Genomic DNA, 26,422 nt, shown 5'->3' with positions numbered 1-26,422 from the left:
GGTATGGCGGAAATTGGTATTTTTGTGGGCACAATGTACGGAAATTCGCTGTTAGTGGCGGAAGAAGCGGAAGCAATTCTGACCGCGCAGGGCCACAAAGCAACGGTATTTGAAGATCCTGAATTAAGCGACTGGCTGCCCTATCAGGATAAGTATGTTCTGGTGGTTACGTCCACGACCGGGCAGGGCGACCTTCCTGATAGCATTGTGCCGCTTTTTCAGGGAATCAAAGATAGCCTGGGCTTCCAGCCGAATCTGCGTTATGGCGTGATTGCGCTCGGCGACAGTAGTTATGTGAATTTCTGCAATGGCGGCAAACAGTTCGATGCCTTGTTGCAGGAACAGAGCGCTCAGCGAGTTGGCGAAATGCTGTTGATTGACGCCAGTGAGAACCCGGAACCGGAAACGGAATCAAATCCGTGGGTCGAACATTGGGGCACGCTGTTGTCCTGAAAAATTGCCGTTTTAAGCAAACTGAATCGAATCTTTTCAGGCAAATGCCAGTAAAAACTGCTTCATAGCGCGGATTTTTACTGGCGTTTGCCTGGAGTCAAGCGATCCATTTCATACTCTTCTTTATTTCTTCGTTTTAATCCTTCCTTTCTTGTTCTTGTTTTCATTTCCGTGAAGTGGATTCCACCGTCCAGGGCTAATGCCAAAATCGGGCCTCATTGAACGCATTAATGTTGTGTTGTTGCACGGTGAGCCGCTATGGCGCGCTTTTTATACTGCTATTGCCAGATATAAACACGCGCCGTATTCGGCGAACGACCTATAAAAACGGCAAAAAACACCCTACGTCACCTCTGATTTCCTGGCGATGTCGCAGTCCAGAGTGAGCGTGGCTAACGCGAATTTTCAGGAGTGCAACAATGAGTTCTTTAAGTCAGGCTGCGAGCAGTGTGGAAAAACGCACGAATGCTCGTTACTGGATAGTGGTGATGTTGTTTATCGTCACATCCTTCAACTACGGCGACCGCGCTACGCTCTCTATCGCCGGTTCGGAAATGGCCAAAGATATCGGCCTTGATCCTGTGGGAATGGGCTATGTGTTCTCTGCTTTCTCATGGGCTTATGTTATCGGGCAGATCCCTGGTGGCTGGTTGCTGGACCGTTTTGGTTCAAAACGCGTCTACTTCTGGTCGATCTTTATCTGGTCGATGTTTACCTTGCTGCAAGGCTTCGTCGATATCTTTAGTGGATTCGGCATTATCGTTGCCCTGTTTACGCTGCGCTTCCTGGTCGGGCTTGCTGAAGCGCCATCTTTCCCCGGTAACAGTCGCATTGTAGCGGCCTGGTTTCCGGCGCAGGAAAGGGGAACTGCAGTGTCTATTTTTAACTCCGCCCAATACTTCGCAACGGTGATCTTCGCGCCGATTATGGGCTGGCTGACTCATGAAGTGGGTTGGTCACATGTCTTCTTCTTCATGGGCGGTCTGGGCATTGTCATCAGCTTTATCTGGTTGAAAGTCATCCATGAGCCAAATCAACATCCGGGCGTAAATCAGAAAGAGCTGGAGTACATCGCCGCGGGTGGTGCGCTGATCAATATGGATCAGCAAAATACCAAAGTTAAAGTGTCGTTCAGCGTGAAGTGGGGGCAGATCAAACAGCTGCTCGGGTCACGGATGATGATCGGCGTTTATATCGGTCAGTACTGTATCAACGCCCTGACTTACTTCTTCATTACCTGGTTTCCGGTTTATCTGGTGCAGGCACGCGGGATGTCGATTCTGAAAGCGGGCTTTGTGGCTTCCGTACCGGCGGTTTGCGGTTTTATCGGCGGCGTGTTGGGGGGGATTATTTCAGACTGGCTGATGCGCCGCACAGGTTCGCTGAACATTGCGCGTAAAACACCGATCGTGATGGGCATGTTGCTATCAATGGTGATGGTGTTCTGTAACTACGTCAACGTTGAGTGGATGATCATCGGCTTTATGGCGCTGGCCTTCTTCGGTAAGGGCATTGGGGCGCTGGGTTGGGCTGTAATGGCAGATACCGCGCCAAAAGAGATCAGCGGTCTTTCCGGTGGCCTGTTCAATATGTTTGGTAACATTTCCGGTATCGTCACGCCAATCGCAATTGGTTATATCGTTGGCACGACTGGCTCCTTTAATGGGGCGCTGATTTATGTTGGTGTTCATGCCCTAATCGCGGTACTGAGCTACCTGGTGCTGGTGGGCGATATCAAGCGTATCGAGTTGAAACCTGTTGCGGGGCAATAAGATGGCGACACAATCCAGTCCTGTTATTACTGATATGAAAGTCATTCCGGTGGCCGGGCATGACAGCATGTTGCTTAATATTGGTGGTGCACATAACGCATATTTCACCCGCAATATTGTGGTACTCACCGATAACGCCGGGCATACCGGTATTGGTGAAGCGCCCGGCGGAGAGGTGATTTATCAGACACTGGTCGATGCTATTCCGATGGTGCTGGGCCAGGAGATCGCACGACTGAATAAAGTGGTTCAGCAGGTGCATAAAGGTAATCAGGCAGCCGATTTTGATACCTTCGGCAAAGGTGCCTGGACTTTTGAATTGCGCGTTAATGCCGTGGCGGCGCTGGAAGCCGCCTTGCTTGACCTGCTAGGTAAGGCGCTGAATGTTCCGGTCTGCGAACTGTTAGGGCCAGGCAAGCAACGCGATGCTATTACCGTCCTCGGTTATCTGTTTTATATCGGTGATCGGACCAAAACCGATCTTCCTTATCTGGAAAATACGCCGGGCAACCATGAGTGGTATCAATTGCGGCATCAGAAAGCGATGAACAGCGAAGCCGTTGTGCGTCTGGCGGAAGCTTCACAGGAACGCTATGGCTTTAAAGATTTCAAACTTAAGGGCGGAGTGTTACCTGGCGAGCAAGAAATCGACACTGTTCGTGCATTGAAGAAACGCTTCCCGGATGCGCGAATTACCGTTGATCCCAACAGTGCATGGCTGCTTGATGAAGCCATTTCTCTGTGCAAAGGGCTGAATGATGTTCTCACCTATGCGGAAGACCCGTGCGGCGCTGAGCAGGGTTTCTCCGGACGTGAAGTGATGGCGGAGTTTCGACGGGCGACCGGCTTGCCCGTCGCGACTAACATGATCGCCACCAACTGGCGCGAAATGGGCCATGCGGTGATGCTCAATGCGGTAGATATTCCACTTGCCGATCCGCATTTCTGGACGCTTTCCGGTGCAGTCCGCGTGGCGCAACTTTGCGACGACTGGGGGCTGACCTGGGGCTGCCATTCTAATAACCACTTTGATATCTCTCTGGCGATGTTTACCCATGTGGGCGCGGCGGCACCGGGTAATCCTACCGCTATCGATACCCACTGGATTTGGCAGGAGGGAGATTGTCGCCTGACCAAAAATCCGCTGGAGATTAAAAACGGAAAAATTGCCGTTCCTGATGCGCCCGGTCTGGGCGTGGAACTGGACTGGGAGCAGGTACAAAAGGCGCATGAGGCCTATAAACGTCTGCCTGGCGGTGCGCGTAACGACGCGGGCCCGATGCAGTACCTGATCCCCGGCTGGACCTTTGACCGTAAACGTCCCGTTTTCGGCCGTCATTGATTTTGAAAAAGGACATAGATATGAGTTTTCAATTTACGACGCCTGTTGTTACTGAAATGCAGGTCATCCCGGTGGCGGGCCATGACAGTATGCTGATGAATCTGAGTGGTGCACACGCACCGTTCTTCACGCGTAATATTTTGATTATCAAAGATAATTCTGGTCACGCTGGCGTAGGGGAAATTCCCGGCGGCGAGAAAATCCGTAAAACGCTGGAAGATGCAATTCCGCTGGTGGTGGGTAAAACGCTGGGTGAATACAAAAACGTTCTGACGCTGGTGCGTAATACATTTGCCGATCGTGATGCCGGCGGGCGCGGTTTGCAGACATTTGATTTGCGTACCACTATTCATGTAGTTACCGGGATAGAAGCGGCAATGCTGGATCTGTTGGGGCAGCATCTGGGGGTAAACGTGGCATCGCTGCTGGGCGATGGTCAACAGCGTAGCGAAGTCGAAATGCTCGGTTATCTGTTCTTCGTCGGTAATCGCAAAGCCACACCGCTGCCGTATCAAAGCCAGCCGGATGACTCATGCGACTGGTATCGCCTGCGTCATGAAGAAGCGATGACGCCGGATGCGGTGGTGCGCCTGGCGGAAGCGGCATATGAAAAATATGGCTTCAACGATTTCAAACTGAAGGGCGGTGTACTGGCCGGAGAAGAAGAAGCCGAATCTATTGTGGCACTGGCGCAACGCTTCCCGCAGGCGCGTATTACCCTCGATCCTAACGGTGCCTGGTCGCTGAACGAAGCGATTAAAATCGGTAAATACCTGAAAGGTTCGCTGGCTTATGCAGAAGATCCGTGTGGTGCGGAGCAAGGTTTCTCCGGGCGTGAAGTGATGGCAGAGTTCCGTCGCGCGACTGGCCTGCCGACCGCAACCAATATGATCGCCACCGACTGGCGGCAGATGGGCCATACGCTCTCGTTACAATCCGTTGATATCCCGCTGGCGGATCCGCATTTCTGGACGATGCAAGGTTCGGTACGTGTGGCGCAAATGTGCCATGAGTTTGGCCTGACCTGGGGTTCACACTCTAACAACCACTTCGATATTTCCCTGGCGATGTTTACCCACGTTGCCGCTGCTGCGCCGGGTAAAATTACTGCTATTGATACGCACTGGATCTGGCAGGAAGGTAATCAGCGCCTGACCAAAGAACCGTTTGCGATCAAAGGCGGTCTGGTTCAAGTGCCGCAAAAACCAGGATTGGGCGTAGAAATCGATATGGAGCAGGTGATGAAAGCCCACGAGCTGTATCAGAAGCACGGACTTGGTGCGCGTGACGATGCGATGGGAATGCAGTACCTGATCCCAGGCTGGACGTTCGATAACAAGCGTCCGTGCATGGTGCGTTAAGACAGAAAACCAAAACCGGCTCTGTCTGGAGCCGGTTTTTACTGGATAACATATTTATTACCCAAGAATTTTGCTGGCTTCGCGCGCCACATTATCCATCTCGTCCAGCAGTTCCAGAAGCTCTGGCTCCAAATCTTCTTCTTTAGTACCGCTGCGTAGCTGTTGTTCGATCAGTTGGCAGAGATTCTTCATACGCGGCACACCGCTATAGCCGCAACTGCCATGCAGTTTATGAATCAAATCAACCAGGCCTTCCGGGTTTTCTCCAACCAGCTGTTCCTCAACTTTGTTGCGAACTTCAGGCAGGAAATCGAGTAACATTTGCAGCATATCGCGCGCTAAATCGGTTTTTCCTGCTGTCTGGCGTAGTGCCAGTTGCCAGTCGAGGGTCGCATTCGGGTTCACCACAATTTCATTGACTTCAGGGGTCACGACGCGAGAGGAAATACCGCTGCCAGGCTTGTAGCGCAACAGCAAATTATGCAATCGTTCTTCTTCAATCGGTTTCGCCAGATAATCGCTCATCCCTGCGCCAAGCAGCTTCTCTTTTTGCCCGGCCATTGCATGCGCCGTTACCGCGATAACCGGCGTTTGTTGCTGATGTGGGAGCTGGTGGATGAGTTCGCAGGCCCGAATTCCGTCCATGTCCGGCATTTGAATATCCATTAAGATCAGATCGAACGGCATCTGTTTCGCCCGTTCAACGGCCTGATGCCCGCTATCGCAAAGCTCTACATGTTGCACCATATCTTCCAGTAACGCGCCGATAAGTTTCAGGTTAGCGGGGTTGTCATCAACCGCCATGACAGTCATTGCCAGCTTACTTTCATCGGTAACAGGCAAAAGCGTGTTTTGTTTGTGATGACAAAATTCCGTCAGGGCAGGGAACAGGCGCGTAGGTGTTAATGGTTTCAGCAGACACGCGCCGATACCATCTTGCTTAAGTTTTTCAGCATTGACTTGTGCATGGCAAGGAAGTTCCAGCATCAGAAAATCGGTCATCGATACCGCTTTCGCTAATCGCTCATGTTGCATTGTTAGCGGCTCGCGGAAGGTCACCGCAATGCCTAATAACATCATGTCGTAATGCGCGGGAGGCAGCGCGGAGAACGTTGGGCTATAAACCACTTCCAGCGGCGTTTCACTTAAAATATCCAGCGTGCATTGCGCTGCTGCGGAGTTTGGTTCGACATAGGCCAGGCGCTTGCCGGCGAGGCACTGGGTGGATGGCCCTTCGATAATAATGTTCGGATTCAGATCGAGATTAATGTGGAACCAGAAAGTTGAACCGCGATTCGGCTGGCTATGGAACGAAATATCGCCGCCCATTTCATTAACCAGTTTTTGTGTAATCACCAGCCCCAGCCCGGTGCCACCATGACGGCGGGAAATACTGGCATCAGCCTGTCGGAAGGCCTGGAATAAGCGCGATTGATCGCGTTCAGGAATACCAATGCCGGTATCCCGAATCTGCACTTCAATCTGCACTTTGGTATTACTCAGCGCACGTTTTTCTACCAGAATATCAATGTTGCCATTCTCGGTGAATTTAATTGCATTCCCTACCAGGTTAGTGATGATTTGCTGTAATCGCAGTGGGTCGCCAATTACGTTATCGGGCACGTCGCTCTTAATATTGAGCGTCAGTTCCAGCCCTTTATCGTGAGAAGAATGTGCCAGCAGGGTAACGACTTCATCCAGCGTGCTGCGTAGTGGGAATGGAATACTTTCCAGAATCAGCTTACCTGCTTCCAGTTTCGAGAAGTCGAGAACATCATTAATAATTGCCAGCAAATTATTTGCCGAACGTTCAATCGTATTCAGGTGATCGCGCTGCGTTGGCGTTAATTCTGTTTTCAGCGTCAGGCGGGTAAAGCCAATAACACCATTCAGTGGTGTACGCAGCTCGTGTGACATATTTGCCAGAAACTCGGATTTAATACGCGCCGCTTCCTGGGCGCGCTTTTTCGCCAGATCCAACTCAACGTTCTGAATTTCCATCTGCTCCAGCGTTTCACGTAGATCGGACGTCGCCTGGTCGATATTGTGCTGCATCTCTTCGTGATAAGCTGCCAGCGACATTGCCATCGAGTTGATACCGTTTTTCAGCATATCCAGCTCGCCGAGCATAAATCCTTCCACCCGGCTGTCGAGTTGCCCGCGACGGATGCGGTCGACGGTATTCACCATGTTGCGAATCGGACCGGTTACATCGCGCATTAAGCGCCAGCCAAAAATAAGCGCAATACCGATACAAAACAGCATCATCACGCTGGAAATAAAGATCTCTTTATATTGCTGCAAGCGAACCGATTTAAGATCCAGCTCAAGCGCAATATATCCCAACATATTTTGACTATTTTTGGCATCGCTACTGGGCGATTCGTCGGGGGAGTAACTCTCAGAAATAATCGGCGTGCGGAGGATCATAATATCGCCGTCACGAGTGACAGTGAGCTGGCGAGGAAACGGCACGTTGCTGCCGAGCTGCATTGATGAGGGATCAAGATGAAAATTGGAGGTGACAAAGAGTCGGTTATTTTCATCATAAACCGAAATCGCGCGAACAATATCGGAATGGCGACGATGCAGTACGCTTATTAACTGACCGATAGATTCGCGATTTTGCAGGCTCATGCCATATTCAGTAGAAACTGCAAGCGGCTCAATAATGCTGGCTCCGGCATCTTCCAGTTGACGCTGCAAGTCGTTATAGCGATGCACGACGAAAAAGATACTCAGCAATAAACCAATAAGGACGGTCGGTGCCAGGATCAGAATCATCATGCGTGCGCGCAGGCTGTAGTTGGTCATGGAGTTCCGTTATGGGACAATTAAGGTCACACTGTTAAATTGAGAAAGTCTCGCCAATGGCGCAATTCTACTCTGCAAAACGACGCACGACGACGCGTCAGATCATAACTGTTTCAGTCAACGACCTCGACTCTTTTGGTCAGGGCGTGGCACGACATAACGGCAAAGCGTTATTTATTCCTGGATTATTGCCACAGGAAAACGCGGAAGTTACTGTTACTGAAGATAAAAAACAGTACGCCCGCGCTAAAGTCGTGCGCCGGTTAAGCGATAGCCCGGAACGCGAAACGCCACGCTGCCCTCATTTTGGCGTATGCGGTGGCTGTCAGCAACAACACGCCAGCGAGGATTTACAGCAGCGAAGCAAAAGTGCGGCACTCGCCCGATTAATGAAACACGAAGTCTCTGAAGTGATCGCCGATGTTCCCTGGGGCTATCGCCGTCGCGCGCGTTTAAGTTTGAACTACTTACCGAAAACACAGCAACTTCAGATGGGGTTTCGCAAAGCGGGCTCCAGTGACATTGTCGACGTTAAACAATGCCCCATTTTAGTGCCCCAACTTGAAGCATTGCTGCCCAAAGTCAGGGCATGCCTTGGCAGCTTACAAGCTATGCGCCATCTTGGTCATGTTGAACTGGTACAAGCAACCAGCGGTACGCTGATGATTTTGCGCCATACCGCACCGCTAAGTTCGGCAGATCGCGAAAAACTGGAACGCTTTTCGCATTCTGAAGGCCTGGATCTGTATCTCGCCCCCGATAGTGAGATACTCGAAACCGTCTCTGGTGAGATGCCCTGGTATGACTCAAACGGGTTGCGCTTAACTTTTAGCCCGCGCGATTTTATTCAGGTCAATGCGGGTGTGAACCAAAAAATGGTAGCGCGTGCGTTGGAATGGCTGGATGTACAACCTGAAGATCGCGTACTGGATCTGTTCTGCGGTATGGGCAACTTTACACTGCCATTGGCGACACAAGCTGCCAGTGTGGTGGGTGTAGAAGGCGTTCCGGCGCTGGTTGAAAAAGGCCAGCAGAATGCGCGTCTTAATGGCTTACACAATGTGACGTTTTATCACGAAAATCTTGAAGAAGATGTCACAAAGCAGCCGTGGGCGAAAAACGGCTTCGATAAAGTGTTGCTGGACCCGGCGCGAGCAGGTGCCGCAGGTGTTATGCAGCAAATTATAAAACTGGAACCTATTCGTATAGTTTATGTATCCTGTAATCCTGCAACGCTGGCTCGGGATAGCGAAGCGTTATTAAAAGCAGGATATACCATTGCGCGACTGGCGATGCTGGATATGTTCCCACACACGGGACATCTGGAATCGATGGTACTTTTCTCGCGCGTTAAATAGTTACGATTTGCCGATTTCGGCAGGTCTGGTCCCTAAAGGAGAGGACGATGGTTGCGGTAAGAAGTGCACATATCAATAAGGCTGGTGAATTTGATCCGGAAAAATGGATCGCAAGTCTGGGTATTACCAGCCAGAAGTCGTGTGAGTGCTTAGCCGAAACCTGGGCGTATTGTCTGCAACAGACGCAGGGGCATCCGGATGCCAGTCTGTTATTGTGGCGTGGTGTTGAGATGGTGGAGATCCTCTCGACATTAAGTATGGACATTGACACGCTGCGGGCGGCGCTGCTGTTCCCTCTGGCGGATGCCAACGTAGTTAGCGAAGATGTGCTGCGTGAGAGCGTCGGTAAGTCGGTCGTTAACCTTATTCACGGCGTGCGTGATATGGCGGCGATCCGCCAGCTGAAAGCGACGCATACTGATTCTGTTTCCTCCGAACAGGTCGATAACGTTCGCCGGATGTTATTGGCGATGGTCGATGATTTCCGCTGCGTGGTCATCAAACTGGCAGAGCGTATTGCTCATCTGCGCGAAGTAAAAGACGCGCCGGAAGATGAGCGCGTACTGGCGGCAAAAGAGTGCACCAATATCTACGCGCCGTTGGCGAACCGTCTTGGGATTGGACAACTGAAATGGGAGCTGGAAGATTACTGCTTCCGTTATCTCCACCCGACCGAATACAAACGCATCGCAAAACTGCTGCATGAACGCCGTCTCGACCGCGAACACTATATCGAAGAGTTTGTCGGTCATCTGCGCGCTGAGATGAAAGCTGAAGGCGTTAAAGCTGAAGTGTATGGTCGTCCGAAACACATCTACAGTATCTGGCGCAAAATGCAGAAAAAGAACCTCGCCTTCGATGAGCTGTTTGATGTGCGTGCGGTACGTATTGTCGCCGAGCGTTTACAGGATTGTTATGCCGCACTGGGGATAGTGCACACTCACTATCGCCACCTGCCGGATGAGTTTGACGATTACGTTGCTAACCCGAAACCAAACGGTTATCAGTCTATTCATACCGTGGTTCTGGGGCCGGGTGGCAAAACCGTTGAGATCCAAATCCGCACCAAACAGATGCATGAAGATGCAGAGTTGGGTGTTGCTGCGCACTGGAAATATAAAGAAGGCGCGGCAGCTGGCGGCGCACGTTCGGGACATGAAGACCGAATTGCCTGGCTGCGTAAACTGATTGCGTGGCAGGAAGAGATGGCTGATTCCGGCGAAATGCTCGACGAAGTACGCAGCCAGGTCTTTGACGACCGGGTGTATGTCTTTACGCCGAAAGGTGATGTCGTTGATTTGCCTGCGGGATCAACGCCGCTGGACTTCGCTTACCACATCCACAGTGATGTCGGACACCGCTGCATCGGGGCAAAAATAGGCGGGCGCATTGTGCCGTTCACCTACCAGTTGCAGATGGGCGACCAGATTGAAATTATCACCCAGAAACAGCCGAACCCCAGCCGTGACTGGTTAAACCCAAACCTCGGTTACGTCACAACCAGCCGTGGGCGTTCGAAAATTCACGCTTGGTTCCGTAAACAGGACCGTGACAAAAACATTCTGGCAGGGCGGCAAATCCTTGACGACGAGCTGGAACATCTGGGGATCAGCCTGAAAGAAGCAGAAAAACATCTGCTGCCGCGTTACAACTTCAATGATGTCGACGAGTTGTTGGCAGCGATTGGTGGCGGGGATATCCGTCTCAATCAGATGGTGAACTTCCTGCAATCGCAATTTAATAAGCCGAGTGCCGAAGAGCAGGATGCCGCCGCGCTGAAGCAACTTCAGCAAAAAAGCTATACGCCGCAAAACCGCAGTAAAGATAACGGTCGTGTGGTGGTAGAAGGTGTCGGCAACCTGATGCACCACATCGCGCGTTGCTGCCAGCCGATTCCTGGAGATGAGATTGTCGGCTTCATTACCCAGGGGCGCGGTATTTCAGTACACCGCGCCGATTGCGAACAACTGGCGGAACTGCGCTCCCATGCGCCAGAACGCATTGTTGACGCGGTATGGGGTGAGAGCTACTCCGCCGGATATTCGCTGGTGGTCCGCGTGGTGGCTAATGATCGTAGTGGGTTGTTACGTGATATCACGACCATTCTCGCCAACGAGAAAGTGAACGTGCTTGGCGTTGCCAGCCGTAGCGACACCAAACAGCAACTGGCAACCATCGACATGACTATTGAGATTTACAACCTGCAAGTGCTGGGCCGCGTGCTGGGTAAACTCAACCAGGTGCCGGATGTTATCGACGCGCGTCGGTTGCACGGGAGTTAGGCCGAAATTAGCTCGTATCTACAATGTAGATTGATATATACTGTATCTACATATGATAGCGGTTTGAGGAAAGGGTTATGATCCACAGTAGCGTAAAGCGTTGGGGAAATTCACCGGCGGTGCGGATCCCGGCTACGTTAATGCAGGCGCTCAATCTGAATATTGATGATGAAGTGAAGATTGACCTGGTGGATGGCAAATTAATTATTGAGCCAGTGCGTAAAGAGCCCGTATTTACGCTTGCTGAACTGGTCAACGACATCACGCCGGAAAACCTCCACGAGAATATCGACTGGGGGGAGCCGAAAGATAAGGAAGTCTGGTAATGGTAAGCCGATACGTACCCGATACGGGCGATCTGATTTGGGTTGATTTTGACCCGACAAAAGGTAGCGAGCAAGCCGGACATCGTCCGGCTGTTGTCCTGAGTCCGTTCATGTACAACAACAAAACAGGTATGTGTCTGTGTGTTCCTTGTACAACGCAATCAAAAGGATATCCGTTCGAAGTTGTTTTATCCGGTCAGGAACGTGATGGTGTAGCGTTAGCTGATCAGGTAAAAAGTATCGCCTGGCGGGCAAGAGGAGCAACGAAGAAAGGAACGGTTGCCCCAGAGGAATTACAACTCATTAAAGCCAAAATTAACGTGCTGATTGGCTAGGTGTTACTAACTCACTTCTATTCTGGTCACAGGTTTCCACCTGACAGACCCGCAATTTTCAGGACATTCTAATGAATCAAATCGACCGTTTGCTCACTATCATGCAGCGTCTTCGCGACCCGGAAAACGGCTGCCCGTGGGATAAAGAGCAGACATTTGCCACCATTGCACCTTACACCCTTGAAGAAACCTACGAAGTGCTGGACGCCATCGCCCGCGAAGACTTTGACGATCTGCGCGGTGAACTCGGCGATCTGTTGTTCCAGGTGGTGTTTTACGCGCAAATGGCTCAGGAAGAAGGGCGCTTTGATTTTAATGATATCTGCGCCGCGATTAGCGATAAGCTAGAACGTCGCCATCCACATGTTTTTGCTGACAGTTCTGCCGAAAACAGTAGTGAAGTGCTTGCCCGTTGGGAGCAAATCAAAACCGAAGAGCGCGCGCAGAAAGCGCAGCATTCGGCGCTGGACGATATTCCTCGTAGTTTACCGGCTTTAATGCGTGCGCAAAAAATCCAGAAACGTTGCGCCAACGTTGGCTTCGATTGGACGACGCTTGGTCCGGTAGTCGATAAAGTCTACGAAGAGATCGACGAGGTGATGTACGAGGCGCGGCAGGCTGTTGTCGACCAGGCTAAACTTGAGGAGGAAATGGGTGACCTGCTGTTTGCCACGGTCAACATGGCCCGCCATTTAGGGACAAAAGCAGAGATTGCACTACAAAAAGCCAATGAAAAATTCGAGCGCCGTTTTCGCGAAGTGGAGCGTATTGTTGCCGCGCGTGGACTGGAAATGACAGGTGTTGACCTCGAAACAATGGAAGAAGTCTGGCAACAGGTAAAACGGCAGGAAATTGATCTCTAAGGGAATTACGCGGTCAAGCGCGATTTGTGTCATTTTTTAAATGACAAGCGCTTGATTTGCGTCAAAAACATTTACCCCAAAGGGGCTATTTTCTCACTCCTGATTTCAATGGTGCGCTGGCGAAGAGGAGGGATAATGAAAGTTTGTGGCACAGGTCATGTTCGGGTATACTGCTTTCCCGTCCTGGTTATTCCATCGTCTTTTCAACCTAACTTCTCAGGTTCAGCATGACAACGAACTATATTTTTGTGACCGGCGGGGTCGTATCCTCTCTGGGTAAAGGCATTGCCGCAGCCTCCCTCGCAGCCATTCTTGAAGCCCGTGGCCTCAATGTGACCATCATGAAACTGGATCCGTACATCAACGTCGATCCAGGTACTATGAGCCCAATCCAACACGGGGAAGTGTTCGTTACTGAAGACGGCGCTGAAACCGACCTGGACCTGGGGCACTACGAGCGTTTCATTCGTACCAAAATGAGCCGCCGCAACAACTTCACCACGGGTCGTATCTACTCTGACGTTCTGCGCAAAGAACGCCGCGGCGACTACCTCGGCGCAACCGTACAGGTTATTCCGCACATCACTAACGCTATCAAAGAGCGCGTGCTGGAAGGCGGCGAAGGTCATGACGTGGTACTGGTCGAAATCGGCGGTACTGTAGGTGATATCGAATCCTTGCCGTTCCTTGAAGCGATTCGCCAGATGGCTGTTGAAATTGGCCGTGAGCACACCCTGTTTATGCACCTGACGCTGGTGCCGTACATGGCAGCGTCTGGTGAAGTCAAAACCAAACCGACTCAGCACTCTGTAAAAGAACTGCTCTCCATCGGTATCCAGCCTGACATCCTGATTTGTCGTTCAGATCGCGCTGTTCCGGCGAACGAACGTGCGAAGATTGCATTGTTCTGTAATGTTCCGGAAAAAGCGGTTATTTCTCTGAAAGACGTCGATTCCATCTATAAAATTCCGGGCCTGTTGAAATCGCAGGGGCTGGACGATTATATTTGTAAACGATTCAGCTTAAACTGCCCGGAAGCGAATCTGTCCGAATGGGAACAGGTTATCTTCGAAGAAGCGAATCCGGTAAGTGAAGTCACCATTGGTATGGTCGGCAAGTACATTGAACTGCCGGACGCTTACAAATCCGTGATCGAAGCACTGAAACACGGTGGGCTGAAGAATCGTGTCAGCGTCAACATCAAACTGATCGATTCACAAGATGTTGAAACGCGCGGTGTTGAAATCCTTAAAGGTCTGGACGCGATCCTCGTACCTGGCGGTTTCGGCTATCGTGGCGTTGAAGGCATGATTACGACCGCGCGTTTTGCGCGTGAGAACAATATTCCTTATCTGGGCATTTGCCTGGGTATGCAGGTGGCGTTAATTGATTACGCTCGCCATGTTGCCAACATGGAGAACGCCAACTCTACGGAATTTGTGCCAGACTGTAAGTACCCGGTTGTGGCGCTGATTACCGAGTGGCGCGATGAAAACGGCAACGTTGAAGTTCGTAGCGAGAAGAGCGATCTCGGCGGTACCATGCGTCTCGGCGCACAGCAGTGCCAGTTGGTTGACGATAGCCTGGTTCGCCAGCTGTACAATGCGCCGACAATTGTTGAGCGTCATCGTCACCGTTACGAAGTCAACAACATGCTGTTGAAACAGATTGAAGATGCAGGTCTGCGCGTTGCGGGCCGTTCCGGGGATGATCAGTTGGTCGAGATCATCGAAGTTCCGAATCATCCGTGGTTCGTGGCTTGTCAGTTCCATCCGGAGTTTACTTCTACTCCACGTGATGGCCACCCGCTGTTTGCAGGCTTTGTGAAAGCCGCCAGTGAGTTCCAGAAACGTCAGGCGAAGTAAGTAAAAAAGTTAGAACGGCAACGCGTACCCAGGGTACGCGTTGTTTGTCTGGAGTTTCAGTTTAACTAGTGACTTGAGGAAAACCTAATGTCCAAAATCGTAAAAATCATCGGTCGTGAAATCATCGACTCCCGTGGTAACCCGACTGTTGAAGCCGAAGTACATCTGGAGGGTGGTTTCGTCGGTATGGCAGCTGCTCCGTCAGGTGCTTCTACTGGTTCCCGTGAAGCTCTGGAACTGCGCGATGGTGACAAATCCCGTTTCCTGGGCAAAGGCGTAACTAAAGCTGTTGCTGCAGTTAACGGCCCGATCGCTCAGGCGCTGATTGGCAAAGATGCCAAAGATCAGGCTGGCATTGACAAGATCATGATCGACCTGGACGGCACCGAAAACAAATCCAAATTCGGCGCGAACGCAATCCTGGCTGTATCTCTGGCTAACGCCAAAGCTGCTGCTGCCGCTAAAGGCATGCCGCTGTACGAGCACATCGCTGAACTGAACGGTACTCCGGGCAAATACTCCATGCCGGTTCCGATGATGAACATCATCAACGGTGGTGAGCACGCTGACAACAACGTTGATATCCAGGAATTCATGATTCAGCCGGTTGGCGCGAAAACTGTGAAAGAAGCCATCCGCATGGGTTCTGAAGTTTTCCATCACCTGGCAAAAGTTCTGAAAGCGAAAGGCATGAACACTGCTGTTGGTGACGAAGGTGGCTATGCGCCGAACCTGGGTTCCAACGCTGAAGCTCTGGCTGTTATCGCTGAAGCTGTTAAAGCTGCTGGTTATGAACTGGGCAAAGACATCACTCTGGCGATGGACTGCGCAGCTTCTGAATTCTACAAAGACGGTAAATACGTTCTGGCTGGCGAAGGCAACAAAGCGTTCACCTCTGAAGAATTCACTCACTTCCTGGAAGAACTGACCAAACAGTACCCGATCGTTTCTATCGAAGACGGTCTGGACGAATCTGACTGGGACGGTTTCGCATACCAGACCAAAGTTCTGGGCGACAAAATCCAGCTGGTTGGTGACGACCTGTTCGTAACTAACACCAAGATCCTGAAAGAAGGTATCGAAAAAGGTATCGCTAACTCCATCCTGATCAAATTCAACCAGATCGGTTCTCTGACCGAAACTCTGGCTGCAATCAAGATGGCGAAAGACGCTGGCTACACTGCAGTAATCTCTCACCGTTCTGGCGAAACTGAAGATGCTACCATCGCTGACCTGGCTGTTGGTACTGCTGCAGGCCAGATCAAAACGGGTTCTATGAGCCGTTCTGACCGTGTTGCTAAATACAACCAGCTGATTCGTATCGAAGAAGCTCTGGGCGAAAAAGCACCGTACAACGGTCGTAAAGAGATCAAAGGCCAGGCATAAGCCTGACTTTATCTGATTTAAAAATGCCAGCCTTCGGGCTGGCATTTTTTATGGTTGAGTTACCAGCGGCCAGACGCGCCGCCACCGCCAGAAGAACCGCCACCTCCGCTAAATCCGCCGCCACTTGAGCCGCCACCGGAAGAGGATGAAGAAGAACCTTTTCTTGAAGCTCTTTCTTTACCGAGCGTCTTGTATTTGGCTCGTAGCTTTTTATTAACGATAAGCCAAAAGATAAGCAGCGCTACGATCGCAAAAGGCGTTAACATACCGCAGGCAACGATTAAACTCGTCCATGGTCCTGGCTCGGCAACATAGAGGAATACCATCCCGTAAATTGCGGCAGTGAGAGTTATCCAGGGTAAATTCGACGGATCGGTAAAAACAATAAAATATGAAAGCACTGCCAGCAATATAATTACAGCAAGCGAAAATGGGATAGGGGGATTGATACTGTAATAATTCCCCCTGCCTTCCGGTAATTCACCATTCATCAGAAGTGCGCCGATATTTTCGCTTGCCAGTGTTAACCCCCCCATCAGGTCATCACTTTTGAAAGCAGGGATTAATATATCACGGATAATCTTTGCCGCTTGCAGGTCGGTAACCACCCCTTCCAGCCCATAGCCGACTTCTATACGAACAGCATGATCTTCCCAGGCAACCAGAAGTAAAATGCCATCGTTTCGCTGCTTATCTCCCAGTTTCCAGCTATCAAAAACGCGTGTTGCATATTGTTCAATGGTATCGTCTCCGGTGGATGGCACTATTAATACGGCAACCTGTGCCCGTGTTTTTTGTGTAATATCCTGCAGCTGTTGTGTCAGTGATTGTTGTTCAGACGTGCTTAAGGTACCAGTAATATCGGTCACCTGTTGGCGCAGCTCCGGCACAGCAATTTGCTGGGCAAGCACAGGAAGGCACCATAAAGTGAGTAGAAAAAGGATTATACGCATAACGATCACCAACGGTCGGATGAACCGCCACCGCCAGAAGAACCGCCGCCACCGCGGAAAGAGTTTTTCGACGAAGAACGAGAATGAGCATTACGATTCCCCGTTTTCTTGTTGCTTTTATGCCCTGATCCCAGTTTAAGATTGCCAGTAAATTTGGCCACAATGATCAGCAGAACGATGCCAGCAATGGTTATTGGGCCGATAAAATGATCAATTAGCCCAATAATTGTTGAGATGAACGCAATATCTTTATTACTGGCAAATACCAGGCACCATCCCACAACAATTATCAGCAGCACGACAAACAATGAATTTCGTCCTGATTCACGAACCTGCGGAGCCTTCTTTTGTTTTTTCACTTTAGCGTTTTTATTTTGGGGGGCCAGCATCATAGGAAATGCGCGGCATATATTAAAAACTACCGCGAGACGCTGCCAGCAGATTGCTGCGAAAAATAAACTAAAACAAACGACCGATATCCGTCGAATGATGACATCGTTCTGAAAGCAGAAAAACCAGACCATAGGGGTAATCATCGATATCATCCATATGCCAGGCCCTGGATGGGTGGTAAATCGCCAGAGGACAACGATGGCAACGATCATCAGCAGTGTCCAGGCAAGACATGGCAGAGAGCGTTGCGGATTAGCAAACAGATGATTGGCTAAAGCATCCAAAGGGCTAAGATTCGCTTTTATATAGGTAAACTGTGCGATGCCTTCAATTCCCTGCGTTAACCCGGAGAAGAGATTATTTTTTTTGAATTCCGGTTGCATATGGTAATGAACAATTTGCGCAGCTTGTTCCGGTGGCAGCATCTCTTCCAGTCCATGCCCAATCTTCATTGACGCCAGCCCTTCCGGCCAAACGACGAGAATTAAGATACCTTCGCCGTACCGCTTCTCTCCAACAGGTTTCCAGTGATATAACCCGTAGCTCTGCGAGGCTGCAAGTTTAATGTCTTTACCCCCAGTGGTCGGCGTTACCAACACGGCCACCTGAAAGTGGTTTTGCTGCTCGAGAGTCTGTAATTGTTGAGTTAAAGCAGTTTGTTCTTCTGTCGTTAATGTCCCGGTTAAGTCAGTTACTGAAGGCAATTGTTCAGCGAATGCCTGGAAACCACATAGCATCAGAAGTAAGAGAAAAATACGCATTTCAATTCCTTTTGTTACCAGCGCCCGGAGGCGCCACCGCCGCCAGATGAACCGCCGCCGCCGCTGAAATTATCATTGTCAAAAGAGGATGAAGAGGAAGATGACGACGATGATGAAGAACGCCAGGAGGCCGAGTTACTTCTTTCGTAGCGTGACGGTCGGTTGGCACTGCGCATCGAATCCCGAACCTTTTTGCCGAAGGGGGTAAAAGCGATAGCGACAGCCAGGAACGGTGTGGCGAAGCAGAGTAATGTTGCGAGTACTCCCCAGCTTCCGCCGAAACCTGCTATAGGTAAAACAAAGGCCAGTACAATAGCTGTGAAGCAAATTAGTCCCAGCGTTTTGAAATATCCTCTGGCGGAAATAAAGGTCAGTACTATTGCCCAGACTAACAAAGCCCACCAACCGCTAAAGGGCAAAGGGTGATCGGTCGGTGTTATCGTTGCTAAATTATTCCCCGTCAGACGATTATCAATATCGCTTATTCCCTTTTGCAAGCCGCCAGCAAGGTCGCCATTTTTAAATGCCGGAATAATACTGTTGCGAATAATTTTCCCGGACTGCGCATCCGTAATAACGCCTTCCAGTCCGTAACCGATTTCAATACGCACGGTATGATCCTGCCAGGCGACTAACAGTAGAACGCCATCATCGCGGTCTTTATCACCCGGTTTCCAGCTATCGAATACCCGCGTAGCGTACTGCTCGATGGTTTCATCGCCCGTTGTTTCAACCACTAACACGACCAGTTGTGCGTGGCTTTTTTGCGTCAGCTCTTTAATCTGATTGGTCAAAGTATTTACTTCATCGTTCGTCAATTTACCGGTTAAGTCATTCACATACCTGGGTGATTCAGGCACTGGAATTTGTATGGCAAACACAGATGAACAAAAGAAAGCCATAAGGAAGATAAAATTTCGCACAGGACTTCCTCGCTTAATGAGCATTAGTATTCTGGCTAAAATCTATTGTCGGGGCTTTACTCACAGCGGCGACATCATCCGGCAAATAATTTTTCTTTGGTGTGTAATCCATGACTTTTGCGGTTAACACTGCGGGGAATTTGCGGATAGTGACATTATATTGTTCGATGGCTTTAATATATCTTCCTCGCGCAACGGCAATTCGATTTTCACTTCCTTCGAGCTGTACCATCAAATTTTGATAGAGTTCCTGGGCCTTTAGCTCAGGGTAACGTTCACTAATTATCGTTAACTGACCGAGAGTGCGAGACACCTGCGCCTGAGCTTGTTGCCAGGTTTGTAATTTTTGTTCATCTCCCGGAGTTTGCTGAAGAGCGTTACTGGCGCGATTAGCCTGACTACGTGCCAATGTTACGGCTTCCAGTACCTCTTGTTCATGGCTGGAATAACCTTTAATACTGGCGACAAGATTAGGAATAAGATCGGCGCGACGTTGATATTGATTTAATACCTCAGACCAGGAAGCGTTAACCTGCTCATCATAGGTTTGAATATCGTTATATCCACAGCCTGATAAATTGAAAATAAATATAATTACGATGAATGTTCTGAGCATGGTTAAATCCCTTTTAATTAATTCCTTAAAACATAATACGCCACTTCATTTTATTCTTTATGATCTAATCCACTTTTTGCCTTAAACCTGCCTGTAACAGAATGTTAATAAGGCATGATTGTTGTGGCAGGATCTGCAATAATTAACAATTATCCACTTCACAGAGAATGCTATGCAGTACCCGATTAACGAGATGTTCCAGACCCTGCAAGGTGAGGGTTACTTTACCGGCGTCCCCGCCATTTTTATTCGTTTACAGGGATGCCCGGTCGGCTGTGCCTGGTGCGACACCAAACACACCTGGGAAAAGCTTGAGGATCGGGAAGTCTCCCTTTTCAGCATTCTGGCGAAGACCAAAGAGAGTGATAAGTGGGGGGCGGCGAGCAGTGAAGATTTGCTGGCTGTCATTGGTCGTCAGGGATACACCGCGCGGCATGTGGTGATTACGGGTGGTGAGCCTTGCATTCATGATTTGCTGCCACTGACTGACCTGCTCGAAAAGAACGGTTTTAGCTGCCAGATCGAAACCAGCGGTACTCATGAAGTACGCTGCACGCCGAATACCTGGGTTACCGTATCGCCAAAGCTGAACATGCGCGGCGGCTATGAAGTGTTGTCACAGGCACTGGAACGAGCCAACGAAATCAAGCATCCAGTGGGACGCGTACGTGATATTGAAGCACTGGATGAACTACTGGCAACGCTGACCGATGATAAACCACGAGTCATTGCACTGCAGCCAATTAGCCAGAAGGACGATGCCACACGTTTGTGCATTGAAACCTGTATTGCGCGTAACTGGCGTTTATCGATGCAAACACATAAATATTTAAATATTGCCTGATTAAACATTTATAAGCGTTATAAATGGGTGGAACCTGTAAAGACTTCCACTCATTTATATTCTTTGTCGCCTCTGAAAAAACTCCATTTTGCCCATTCTGGACTAATCATTATCATTCTCTACAAATTCTGTGGCGTTAATTTTTCGTTGGAGTGAAAATTATTGCGGTAAAGTTTGGTAGATTTTAGTGGGTATAGAGTTATTTTAAATATTTACTTTTTTAATCAATGGATTAAGTGTTCTTTAACATAATGGATGTGTTGTTTGTGTGATCCTGTAAAGTTGGTAGATTGTGACTGGCTTAAAAAATCATTAATTAATAATAGGTTATGTTTAGAGAGTTCCCCGCGCCAGCGGGGATAAACCGGGGATGGACGCCAGCAAATACGCGGAATCTTTGAGTTCCCCGCGCCAGCGGGGATAAACCGGCATTACCGTTTCGATAGAGAAAAAGCCGAGCGAGTTCCCCGCGCCAGCGGGGATAAACCGCAGTTATTAAAGCGGCCGGTTGAAGCGTTAACGAGTTCCCCGCGCCAGCGGGGATAAACCGTTTGCTTTCTTCGCTATTAGCGTGCCGTCGTCGAGTTCCCCGCGCCAGCGGGGATAAACCGCAGGTTATCTGCGTCGGTTTTCGTCAACTCCAGAGTTCCCCGCGCCAGCGGGGATAAACCGCCACTTAACCGAACTTCATCGCAAAACACGCGGAGTTCCCCGCGCCAGCGGGGATAAACCGAAATTTATCATCATTGTGGTGCTCTTAGTTATGAGTTCCCCGCGCCAGCGGGGATAAACCGCGCCGGTAATCAAAACTGGTGCCTGGGCGACCGAGTTCCCCGCGCCAGCGGGGATAAACCGGGCATCTATCTTTTTTAGAACATCTTTATGATGAGTTCCCCGCGCCAGCGGGGATAAACCGAGGTTCTGTGGCCTATCGTCTGGACTGAGAAAGAGTTCCCCGCGCCAGCGGGGATAAACCGCCGAAGCCGGTTTCGAAAACGGCTGGATCATTGAGTTCCCCGCGCCAGCGGGGATAAACCGCATCACTGGACGCCCATTTGAATAACTCACAGGAGTTCCCCGCGCCAGCGGGGATAAACCGATTCAGCAAATAGCGAATTTCATAAATATGATGTGTTCCCCGCGCCAGCGGGGATAAACCGTACGTTAAACGCCATCTGTCATGGGTCGTCATGTGTTCCCCGCGCCAGCGGGGATAAACCACCATATAACCCGTTATCTCTTTCTCAAGTTTTTATATTAGCTGTACTTGTAATAAGCAACATATCCACATAACACCTCATGTTCAAAATAGTTCCCCATGCCAGATAAGTTCACAATTATCGATACAAAAAATCAAATTTAATCAAAGTGTTATATGTATAATCCTTAAACCGTTAAGAAATTTTAATATATTATTTTTTTAATATTAATTAATGCCTGTTAATTTTTTCTTTAGAATAACAGTGTATTTTTTAAGCTTGTTATTCATTGATTAAGTAATAAATCTGGAAGTTTGTCTTTGTTTTGAGGCTAATGAGTGGTTTTACATAACCGCCTCTATACGCTGTTGATGAATAGTTCTTATGAATAAAGATATCCAGTTCATACTTTAAGTGAAAATTGATAAAGTGCGATTCGTATTGTCTTTTATTCTAAAGACATCGAGTGTAGTTAATATTCCTTGTAAAAACAGGGATAAACCGAACTAGTTAAAGTTTTTATTATGTTCCCTGCATCAGCGGGGATAAACCGGACTTGTTATCATTTTTTAAGTTGTCGAACTTATGTTCCCCGCGCCAGCGGGGATAACCATTCAGGTATGTTCAGGCCGGGCAGTTTCCCGCCCGGTCTTCCTCACTTACGCATTAGACCAGCTCAGGATCGAATCTGCATTCCCCAACTCACCATGCATCACTTCATACGATTTTTTCAGGATCACATCAGTGTGTTTGGTTAGGTCTTTGAAAATGCTTTTATTCATCGCGTCGTAGCGTTTGGCATTGCTCTCAATCGGCATAAAGATATCTTTCACGCGAACCATTTTGTCGACAGCCGTTGCGTAATCCGGGTATAGCCCCAGACCTACCGCCGTATTAATCGCTGCCCCCAGGCTTGCACAACCATTAATGGCGTTACGGCGTGCCGGAAGGTTGAATACATCGGCAAAAATCTGCATAAACAGATCGCTGTTCGAACCGCCGCCAGTAATGATCACATGTTTCGCAAAGTGATTCATTTCATGACACATATTGTCGTAATTGTTCTTCAGCGTCAGCGCCACGCTTTCCAGTATCGAACGATATATCCATGCGTAATCCATGCTGGAATCAAAGCCGATCATAATCCCGCGTTTGTACGGTTCCCACGGATTGGTCAGCCAGTCCAGCACCGTCATCAGACCATTACAGCCAGGCGGCACACAAGAAGCTTTTTTGTTGAGCAAATCTTCCGGTGAAAGATCCTGTGCTTTGGCATCCTGAATTAACGACTCGCCTAACATGTCGCGTAGCCAGCTCACCGTCCACATGCCTTTGCGAATACCGTAACCTTCATACAGCAAGGTTTGCGGAATAGAAGACATAATCGGCCAGTACGCTACCGGATCTTTCGGCAGTACTTTGCCGTTCATCATCAACGCGATGTAAGTGCCAAGAGAAATTACCGCAGTTTCATCATCCAGTAACCCGGCTCCCAGTGCTTCTACCGGTTTATCACTGGTGGTACAAACAACCGGCAGCCCAGCTGGGAAATGTGTCGCCAGCGCGGCTTGTGGTGTGATATGCCCAAGAACAGTGCCCGGCATTTGCACATCAAAAAGCATCTGTCGGGGAATATTAAACTTCTCCATTACCGCGGTATCTTCGCTCCATGCCCAGGTCTTATAATCCACCGGCCACTGACCAAAATAGTTGGCGATATTGTCTCTAAACTCGCCGGTTAAACGGTGTGTCAGATAACCTGAAAAAGAGGTGACATATGCCACATCAGGATTGGTGTGCTCGTAGGGACGGGTTACGCGTGCATCCTGCCAGCTAATCAACGGCGCAGCTGGCGTGCCATCGGCTTTCAATAACGCACGGCAGCAACGGATAGATCCCAGACCAATGCCGACAATATCTTCTTTATTCCCGGCAAACTGGCTCATCAAATCGTGACCAGCAAAACATAATGATGCCCATAAATCATCGTCAGGATGTTCTGCGGTATCGGCATCTGGAGTGTGCATCGGTTGTAATAAGCCTTTGCCTTCGCAAACCACGTTACCTTCCAGATCGTACATCACCACTTTTGTGCTCTGACTTCCGCCATCAATCCCTATGATGTATTTTTTCGACATGATTTTTCTCCTGTAATTTTCCTGGCTTACTTGCTGCTAGCCATTGCGGGGGTGCTATCAGCAGTACGAATTTTTTGGAACAGCAAAAAGGTAAAGACGATCACCATGCCAAGCGCCGCCATGCCCATCAGCCACATATTGCGGTAGGCTTCTGCAGCGGGCAGGGTGTCTTGCCAGTAGCCGATAATTGGGTAAACGAAGACATCCGGCAGGAATCCAATCACCGAACAAATACCTACCGTGGTGCCCATAATGTAAGACGGTGTTCTCGCTTCGCCGGGGCAGGCCCAGTACAGCCCGCGGGAGGCGTAGCAGGTGAATCCCAGTAGTAAAATCAGGCCAATCCCCATCGCGACCGATTGCGGGTTAGAGTTTGTGACGAGCAGGGCAGTCAACGCCAACAAACCGATTACGGAAAGTATTTGAATCACGCGGGTAGGGGATTTCACTTTGCTGTAGGTGGTGATAATGCCACCAAGTGGGCCGCACAGTGCGCGGAAGATTTTGTTGATCACAATCCCCATGTAGCTCGCCGCCACCAGCGACATGCCGTACATTTCGGTCAGATAATTGGTGGAGTAACTCAGAATGGCGTAGATGGTGAAGACGCCAAAAATCACCATGCTGCAGTACCATGTGGTGCTGATGCGCAAAACGGCCAGGATGTCGCTAAGCTGGAATGACTGTTTTTCTTCGTTATTGGCATTGCGCAGGTTGTTGTTATCGCTAACAAAAAACCAGCACAGAATCCCCAACAAGATGTAAACCACACTATAGATGATAATGACCATTTTCAGGCTGGCGCTGTCATCCGGTGCAAAGCGAGAAAAGACCCACATGGTAAACACCGCCAGCGACATTACACCGACGCCGCGCAGCCCTTCCATCCAGCCCATAATTTTCCCCTGCTCGCTATGATCGCCAAGCAACGATGCGGCTTTAATCGACACCGACCACAGCATTAAAATCGTCGTTATCGCAAAGGCGACCTGAATACAGAGCATTACCCACAGCGGTGGATACGTTGCCATTAACAGACCCAGCAATCCGGTAATGATCATCGCGGAAGTAATCATTTTGCGATGCGAAAATTTATCGGCAATAACGCCGCTGGGGGCATAAAGAATAATAGCCGCAATACCAAAGGTACTCATTATTAAACCTATCTCGGTATTGCTGAATCCCATAAATTTAGCCATGGGAATTTGATAAATATAACGTAAATAAGCCAGATCAAAACTAACGCCGCCACTAAAACTAATTATCGCGAGGGTTATCCAACGGCGATATGAGTTGTGTTGCATATCGTATTCCCATTTGTAATAGACAAAAAAAAGAGAAAAGTAAGCCGCCCTTTCAGGTGGATTACTTTTCTCAGGTCTCTAGTAATTGCAATAAGAAATAACATGGAAAGCAGGGGTGTTGTGTGAGAGTAGTCACGCTTCTGCTTTTTAAAATTATTTGATAATACGAATATCACACTGTGATTACGATCACATTAGCGTTTATGCCCTTATGCTAAAAATTATCTCCAGTTACCAGAGATAATGAGAAAGGTAACTTCCCTCTCGCGGGGGAAGTTACCTTTCTTTTTTTTTGCCTTACGGAAATTGGAGCTAACTATGTCAATCGAATCTCTCAATGCGTTCTCAATGGATTTTTTCTCCCTGAAAGGTAAAACCGCAATTGTTACCGGCGGGAATAGCGGTTTAGGCCAGGCATTTGCCATGGCACTCGCAAAAGCAGGCGCAAATATCTTTATTCCAAGTTTCGTTAAAGATAATGGCGAAACAAAGGAAATGATTGAAAAACAGGGTGTTGAGGTGGACTTCATGCAGGTGGATATCACCGCAGAAGGCGCGCCGCAGAAGATAATTACCGCCTGTTGTGAACGTTTCGGCACCGTCGATATTCTGGTTAACAATGCCGGTATATGTAAGCTGAATAAGGTGCTGGATTTCGGTCGTGCCGACTGGGACCCGATGATTGACGTGAACCTGACCGCCGCATTCGAGTTAAGCTATGAAGCGGCAAAAATTATGATCCCGCAGAAAAGCGGTAAAATCATTAATATCTGTTCACTGTTTTCCTACTTAGGTGGTCAATGGTCTCCTGCTTATTCTGCCACTAAACACGCCCTTGCCGGATTTACCAAAGCCTATTGCGATGAATTAGGTCAATATAATATTCAGGTAAATGGTATTGCCCCAGGATATTACGCTACCGATATCACCCTGGCGACACGCAGTAATCCAGAAACCAATCAGCGCGTTCTTGATCATATTCCAGCAAACCGTTGGGGCGATACTCAGGATTTAATGGGCGCAGCCATATTTCTCGCAAGTCCGGCATCGAATTATGTCAACGGGCATTTATTAGTGGTCGATGGCGGTTATTTAGTGCGCTAATCCATAACGGTGGTTTCTGTTTTCTCTTAT

General features: G+C 49.3%; 19 protein-coding genes, 1 pseudogene and 1 CRISPR repeat array. Of the genes and pseudogenes, 13 read left to right on the top strand and 7 right to left on the bottom strand.

What is annotated here, in order from left to right; translation table 11 throughout:
* Positions 1-3: 3 nt before the first annotated feature.
* The 4 genes from HEN33_RS07325 to gudD all read left to right on the top strand — a co-directional run bounded on the left by HEN33_RS07325 (position 4) and on the right by gudD (position 4,928).
* Positions 4-453: a flavodoxin gene (locus tag HEN33_RS07325; protein WP_000807751.1), complete on the top strand. Its 450-nt coding sequence runs from the start codon at positions 4-6 to the stop codon at positions 451-453.
* A gap of 419 nt (positions 454-872) precedes the next feature.
* Positions 873-2,225: a galactarate/glucarate/glycerate transporter GudP gene (gene gudP / locus HEN33_RS07320; protein ID WP_000097090.1), complete on the top strand. Its 1,353-nt coding sequence runs from the start codon at positions 873-875 to the stop codon at positions 2,223-2,225.
* Position 2,226: 1 nt separating this feature from the next.
* Positions 2,227-3,567, top strand: coding sequence for an enolase C-terminal domain-like protein (locus tag HEN33_RS07315; RefSeq protein WP_176262673.1), 1,341 nt, complete (start codon positions 2,227-2,229; stop codon positions 3,565-3,567).
* A gap of 20 nt (positions 3,568-3,587) precedes the next feature.
* Positions 3,588-4,928 carry a glucarate dehydratase gene (gene gudD / locus HEN33_RS07310; protein WP_176262672.1) on the top strand — a complete coding sequence of 447 codons (1,341 nt, stop codon included), beginning with the start codon at positions 3,588-3,590 and terminating at the stop codon, positions 4,926-4,928.
* Between the two features lie 57 nt (positions 4,929-4,985).
* Here gudD and barA read toward each other — a convergent pair whose 3' ends face one another.
* The gene (gene barA / locus HEN33_RS07305) at positions 4,986-7,742 is read right to left on the bottom strand and encodes a two-component sensor histidine kinase BarA (protein WP_176262671.1); all 2,757 of its coding nucleotides are present in this window, start codon (positions 7,740-7,742) and stop codon (positions 4,986-4,988) included.
* Between the two features lie 56 nt (positions 7,743-7,798).
* On the opposite strand from barA, the gene rlmD reads away from it, so the two are divergent.
* The 7 genes from rlmD to eno all read left to right on the top strand — a co-directional run bounded on the left by rlmD (position 7,799) and on the right by eno (position 16,157).
* On the top strand, positions 7,799-9,100 hold the full coding sequence (gene rlmD, locus HEN33_RS07300) for a 23S rRNA (uracil(1939)-C(5))-methyltransferase RlmD (protein WP_000046780.1): 1,302 nt from the start codon (positions 7,799-7,801) through the stop codon (positions 9,098-9,100).
* A gap of 47 nt (positions 9,101-9,147) precedes the next feature.
* Positions 9,148-11,382 carry a GTP diphosphokinase gene (relA, locus tag HEN33_RS07295; protein ID WP_000226815.1) on the top strand — a complete coding sequence of 745 codons (2,235 nt, stop codon included), beginning with the start codon at positions 9,148-9,150 and terminating at the stop codon, positions 11,380-11,382.
* 77 nt (positions 11,383-11,459) lie between these two features.
* Positions 11,460-11,708 carry a type II toxin-antitoxin system antitoxin MazE gene (mazE, locus tag HEN33_RS07290; protein WP_000581937.1) on the top strand — a complete coding sequence of 83 codons (249 nt, stop codon included), beginning with the start codon at positions 11,460-11,462 and terminating at the stop codon, positions 11,706-11,708.
* Positions 11,708-12,043: an endoribonuclease MazF gene (gene mazF, locus HEN33_RS07285; RefSeq protein ID WP_000254750.1), complete on the top strand. Its 336-nt coding sequence runs from the start codon at positions 11,708-11,710 to the stop codon at positions 12,041-12,043. The genes mazE and mazF overlap by 1 nt, the downstream gene beginning before the upstream one ends.
* A 71-nt stretch (positions 12,044-12,114) precedes the next feature.
* Positions 12,115-12,906, top strand: coding sequence for a nucleoside triphosphate pyrophosphohydrolase (gene mazG, locus HEN33_RS07280; RefSeq protein ID WP_001071655.1), 792 nt, complete (start codon positions 12,115-12,117; stop codon positions 12,904-12,906).
* A gap of 227 nt (positions 12,907-13,133) precedes the next feature.
* Positions 13,134-14,771, top strand: coding sequence for a glutamine hydrolyzing CTP synthase (pyrG, locus tag HEN33_RS07275; protein ID WP_000210878.1), 1,638 nt, complete (start codon positions 13,134-13,136; stop codon positions 14,769-14,771).
* 87 nt (positions 14,772-14,858) lie between these two features.
* Positions 14,859-16,157: a phosphopyruvate hydratase gene (gene eno, locus HEN33_RS07270; RefSeq protein WP_000036723.1), complete on the top strand. Its 1,299-nt coding sequence runs from the start codon at positions 14,859-14,861 to the stop codon at positions 16,155-16,157.
* Positions 16,158-16,216: 59 nt separating this feature from the next.
* Here the strand turns inward: eno and HEN33_RS07265 are convergent, their stop codons facing one another.
* The 4 genes and pseudogenes from HEN33_RS07265 to HEN33_RS07250 all read right to left on the bottom strand — a co-directional run bounded on the left by HEN33_RS07265 (position 16,217) and on the right by HEN33_RS07250 (position 19,803).
* Positions 16,217-17,119 (bottom strand): TPM domain-containing protein, encoded by a 903-nt coding sequence (locus HEN33_RS07265; protein ID WP_176262679.1) that lies wholly within the window; start codon positions 17,117-17,119, stop codon positions 16,217-16,219.
* Positions 17,116-18,264, bottom strand: a complete 1,149-nt coding sequence (locus HEN33_RS07260) for a TPM domain-containing protein (RefSeq protein ID WP_176262670.1) — start codon at positions 18,262-18,264, stop codon at positions 17,116-17,118. Before HEN33_RS07260 ends, HEN33_RS07265 begins: the two co-directional genes overlap by 4 nt.
* 251 nt (positions 18,265-18,515) lie before the next feature.
* Positions 18,516-19,187: pseudogene (locus tag HEN33_RS07255) on the bottom strand (TPM domain-containing protein); the annotation flags it as partial.
* 13 nt (positions 19,188-19,200) lie between these two features.
* Positions 19,201-19,803 (bottom strand): LemA family protein, encoded by a 603-nt coding sequence (locus HEN33_RS07250; protein ID WP_032185013.1) that lies wholly within the window; start codon positions 19,801-19,803, stop codon positions 19,201-19,203.
* A gap of 172 nt (positions 19,804-19,975) precedes the next feature.
* Between HEN33_RS07250 and queE the strand changes: the two genes are divergently transcribed.
* On the top strand, positions 19,976-20,647 hold the full coding sequence (gene queE, locus HEN33_RS07245) for a 7-carboxy-7-deazaguanine synthase QueE (protein WP_001199973.1): 672 nt from the start codon (positions 19,976-19,978) through the stop codon (positions 20,645-20,647).
* 338 nt (positions 20,648-20,985) lie between these two features.
* A CRISPR array of direct repeats spans positions 20,986-21,868; the repeat unit is 29 nt; unit sequence GAGTTCCCCGCGCCAGCGGGGATAAACCG.
* Between the two features lie 637 nt (positions 21,869-22,505).
* Here the strand turns inward: queE and HEN33_RS07240 are convergent.
* Together HEN33_RS07240 and HEN33_RS07235 are read right to left on the bottom strand one after the other, a co-directional pair.
* The gene (locus tag HEN33_RS07240; RefSeq protein ID WP_176262980.1) at positions 22,506-23,984 is read right to left on the bottom strand and encodes an FGGY-family carbohydrate kinase; all 1,479 of its coding nucleotides are present in this window, start codon (positions 23,982-23,984) and stop codon (positions 22,506-22,508) included.
* Positions 23,985-24,010: 26 nt separating this feature from the next.
* Positions 24,011-25,288: an MFS transporter gene (locus tag HEN33_RS07235; RefSeq protein WP_176262979.1), complete on the bottom strand. Its 1,278-nt coding sequence runs from the start codon at positions 25,286-25,288 to the stop codon at positions 24,011-24,013.
* 318 nt (positions 25,289-25,606) lie between these two features.
* Here HEN33_RS07235 and HEN33_RS07230 point away from each other — a divergent pair, with 318 nt between their 5' ends.
* Positions 25,607-26,392 carry an SDR family oxidoreductase gene (locus tag HEN33_RS07230; RefSeq protein ID WP_000021331.1) on the top strand — a complete coding sequence of 262 codons (786 nt, stop codon included), beginning with the start codon at positions 25,607-25,609 and terminating at the stop codon, positions 26,390-26,392.
* Positions 26,393-26,422: the final 30 nt, after the last annotated feature.

It is taken from the genome of Escherichia sp. 94.0001 (assembly GCF_013369155.2).
GTDB lineage: Bacteria > Pseudomonadota > Gammaproteobacteria > Enterobacterales > Enterobacteriaceae > Escherichia > Escherichia coli_F.
Note: the sequence above shows the minus strand (reverse complement) of the source record. Positions and strands in the feature narration are given on the sequence as shown.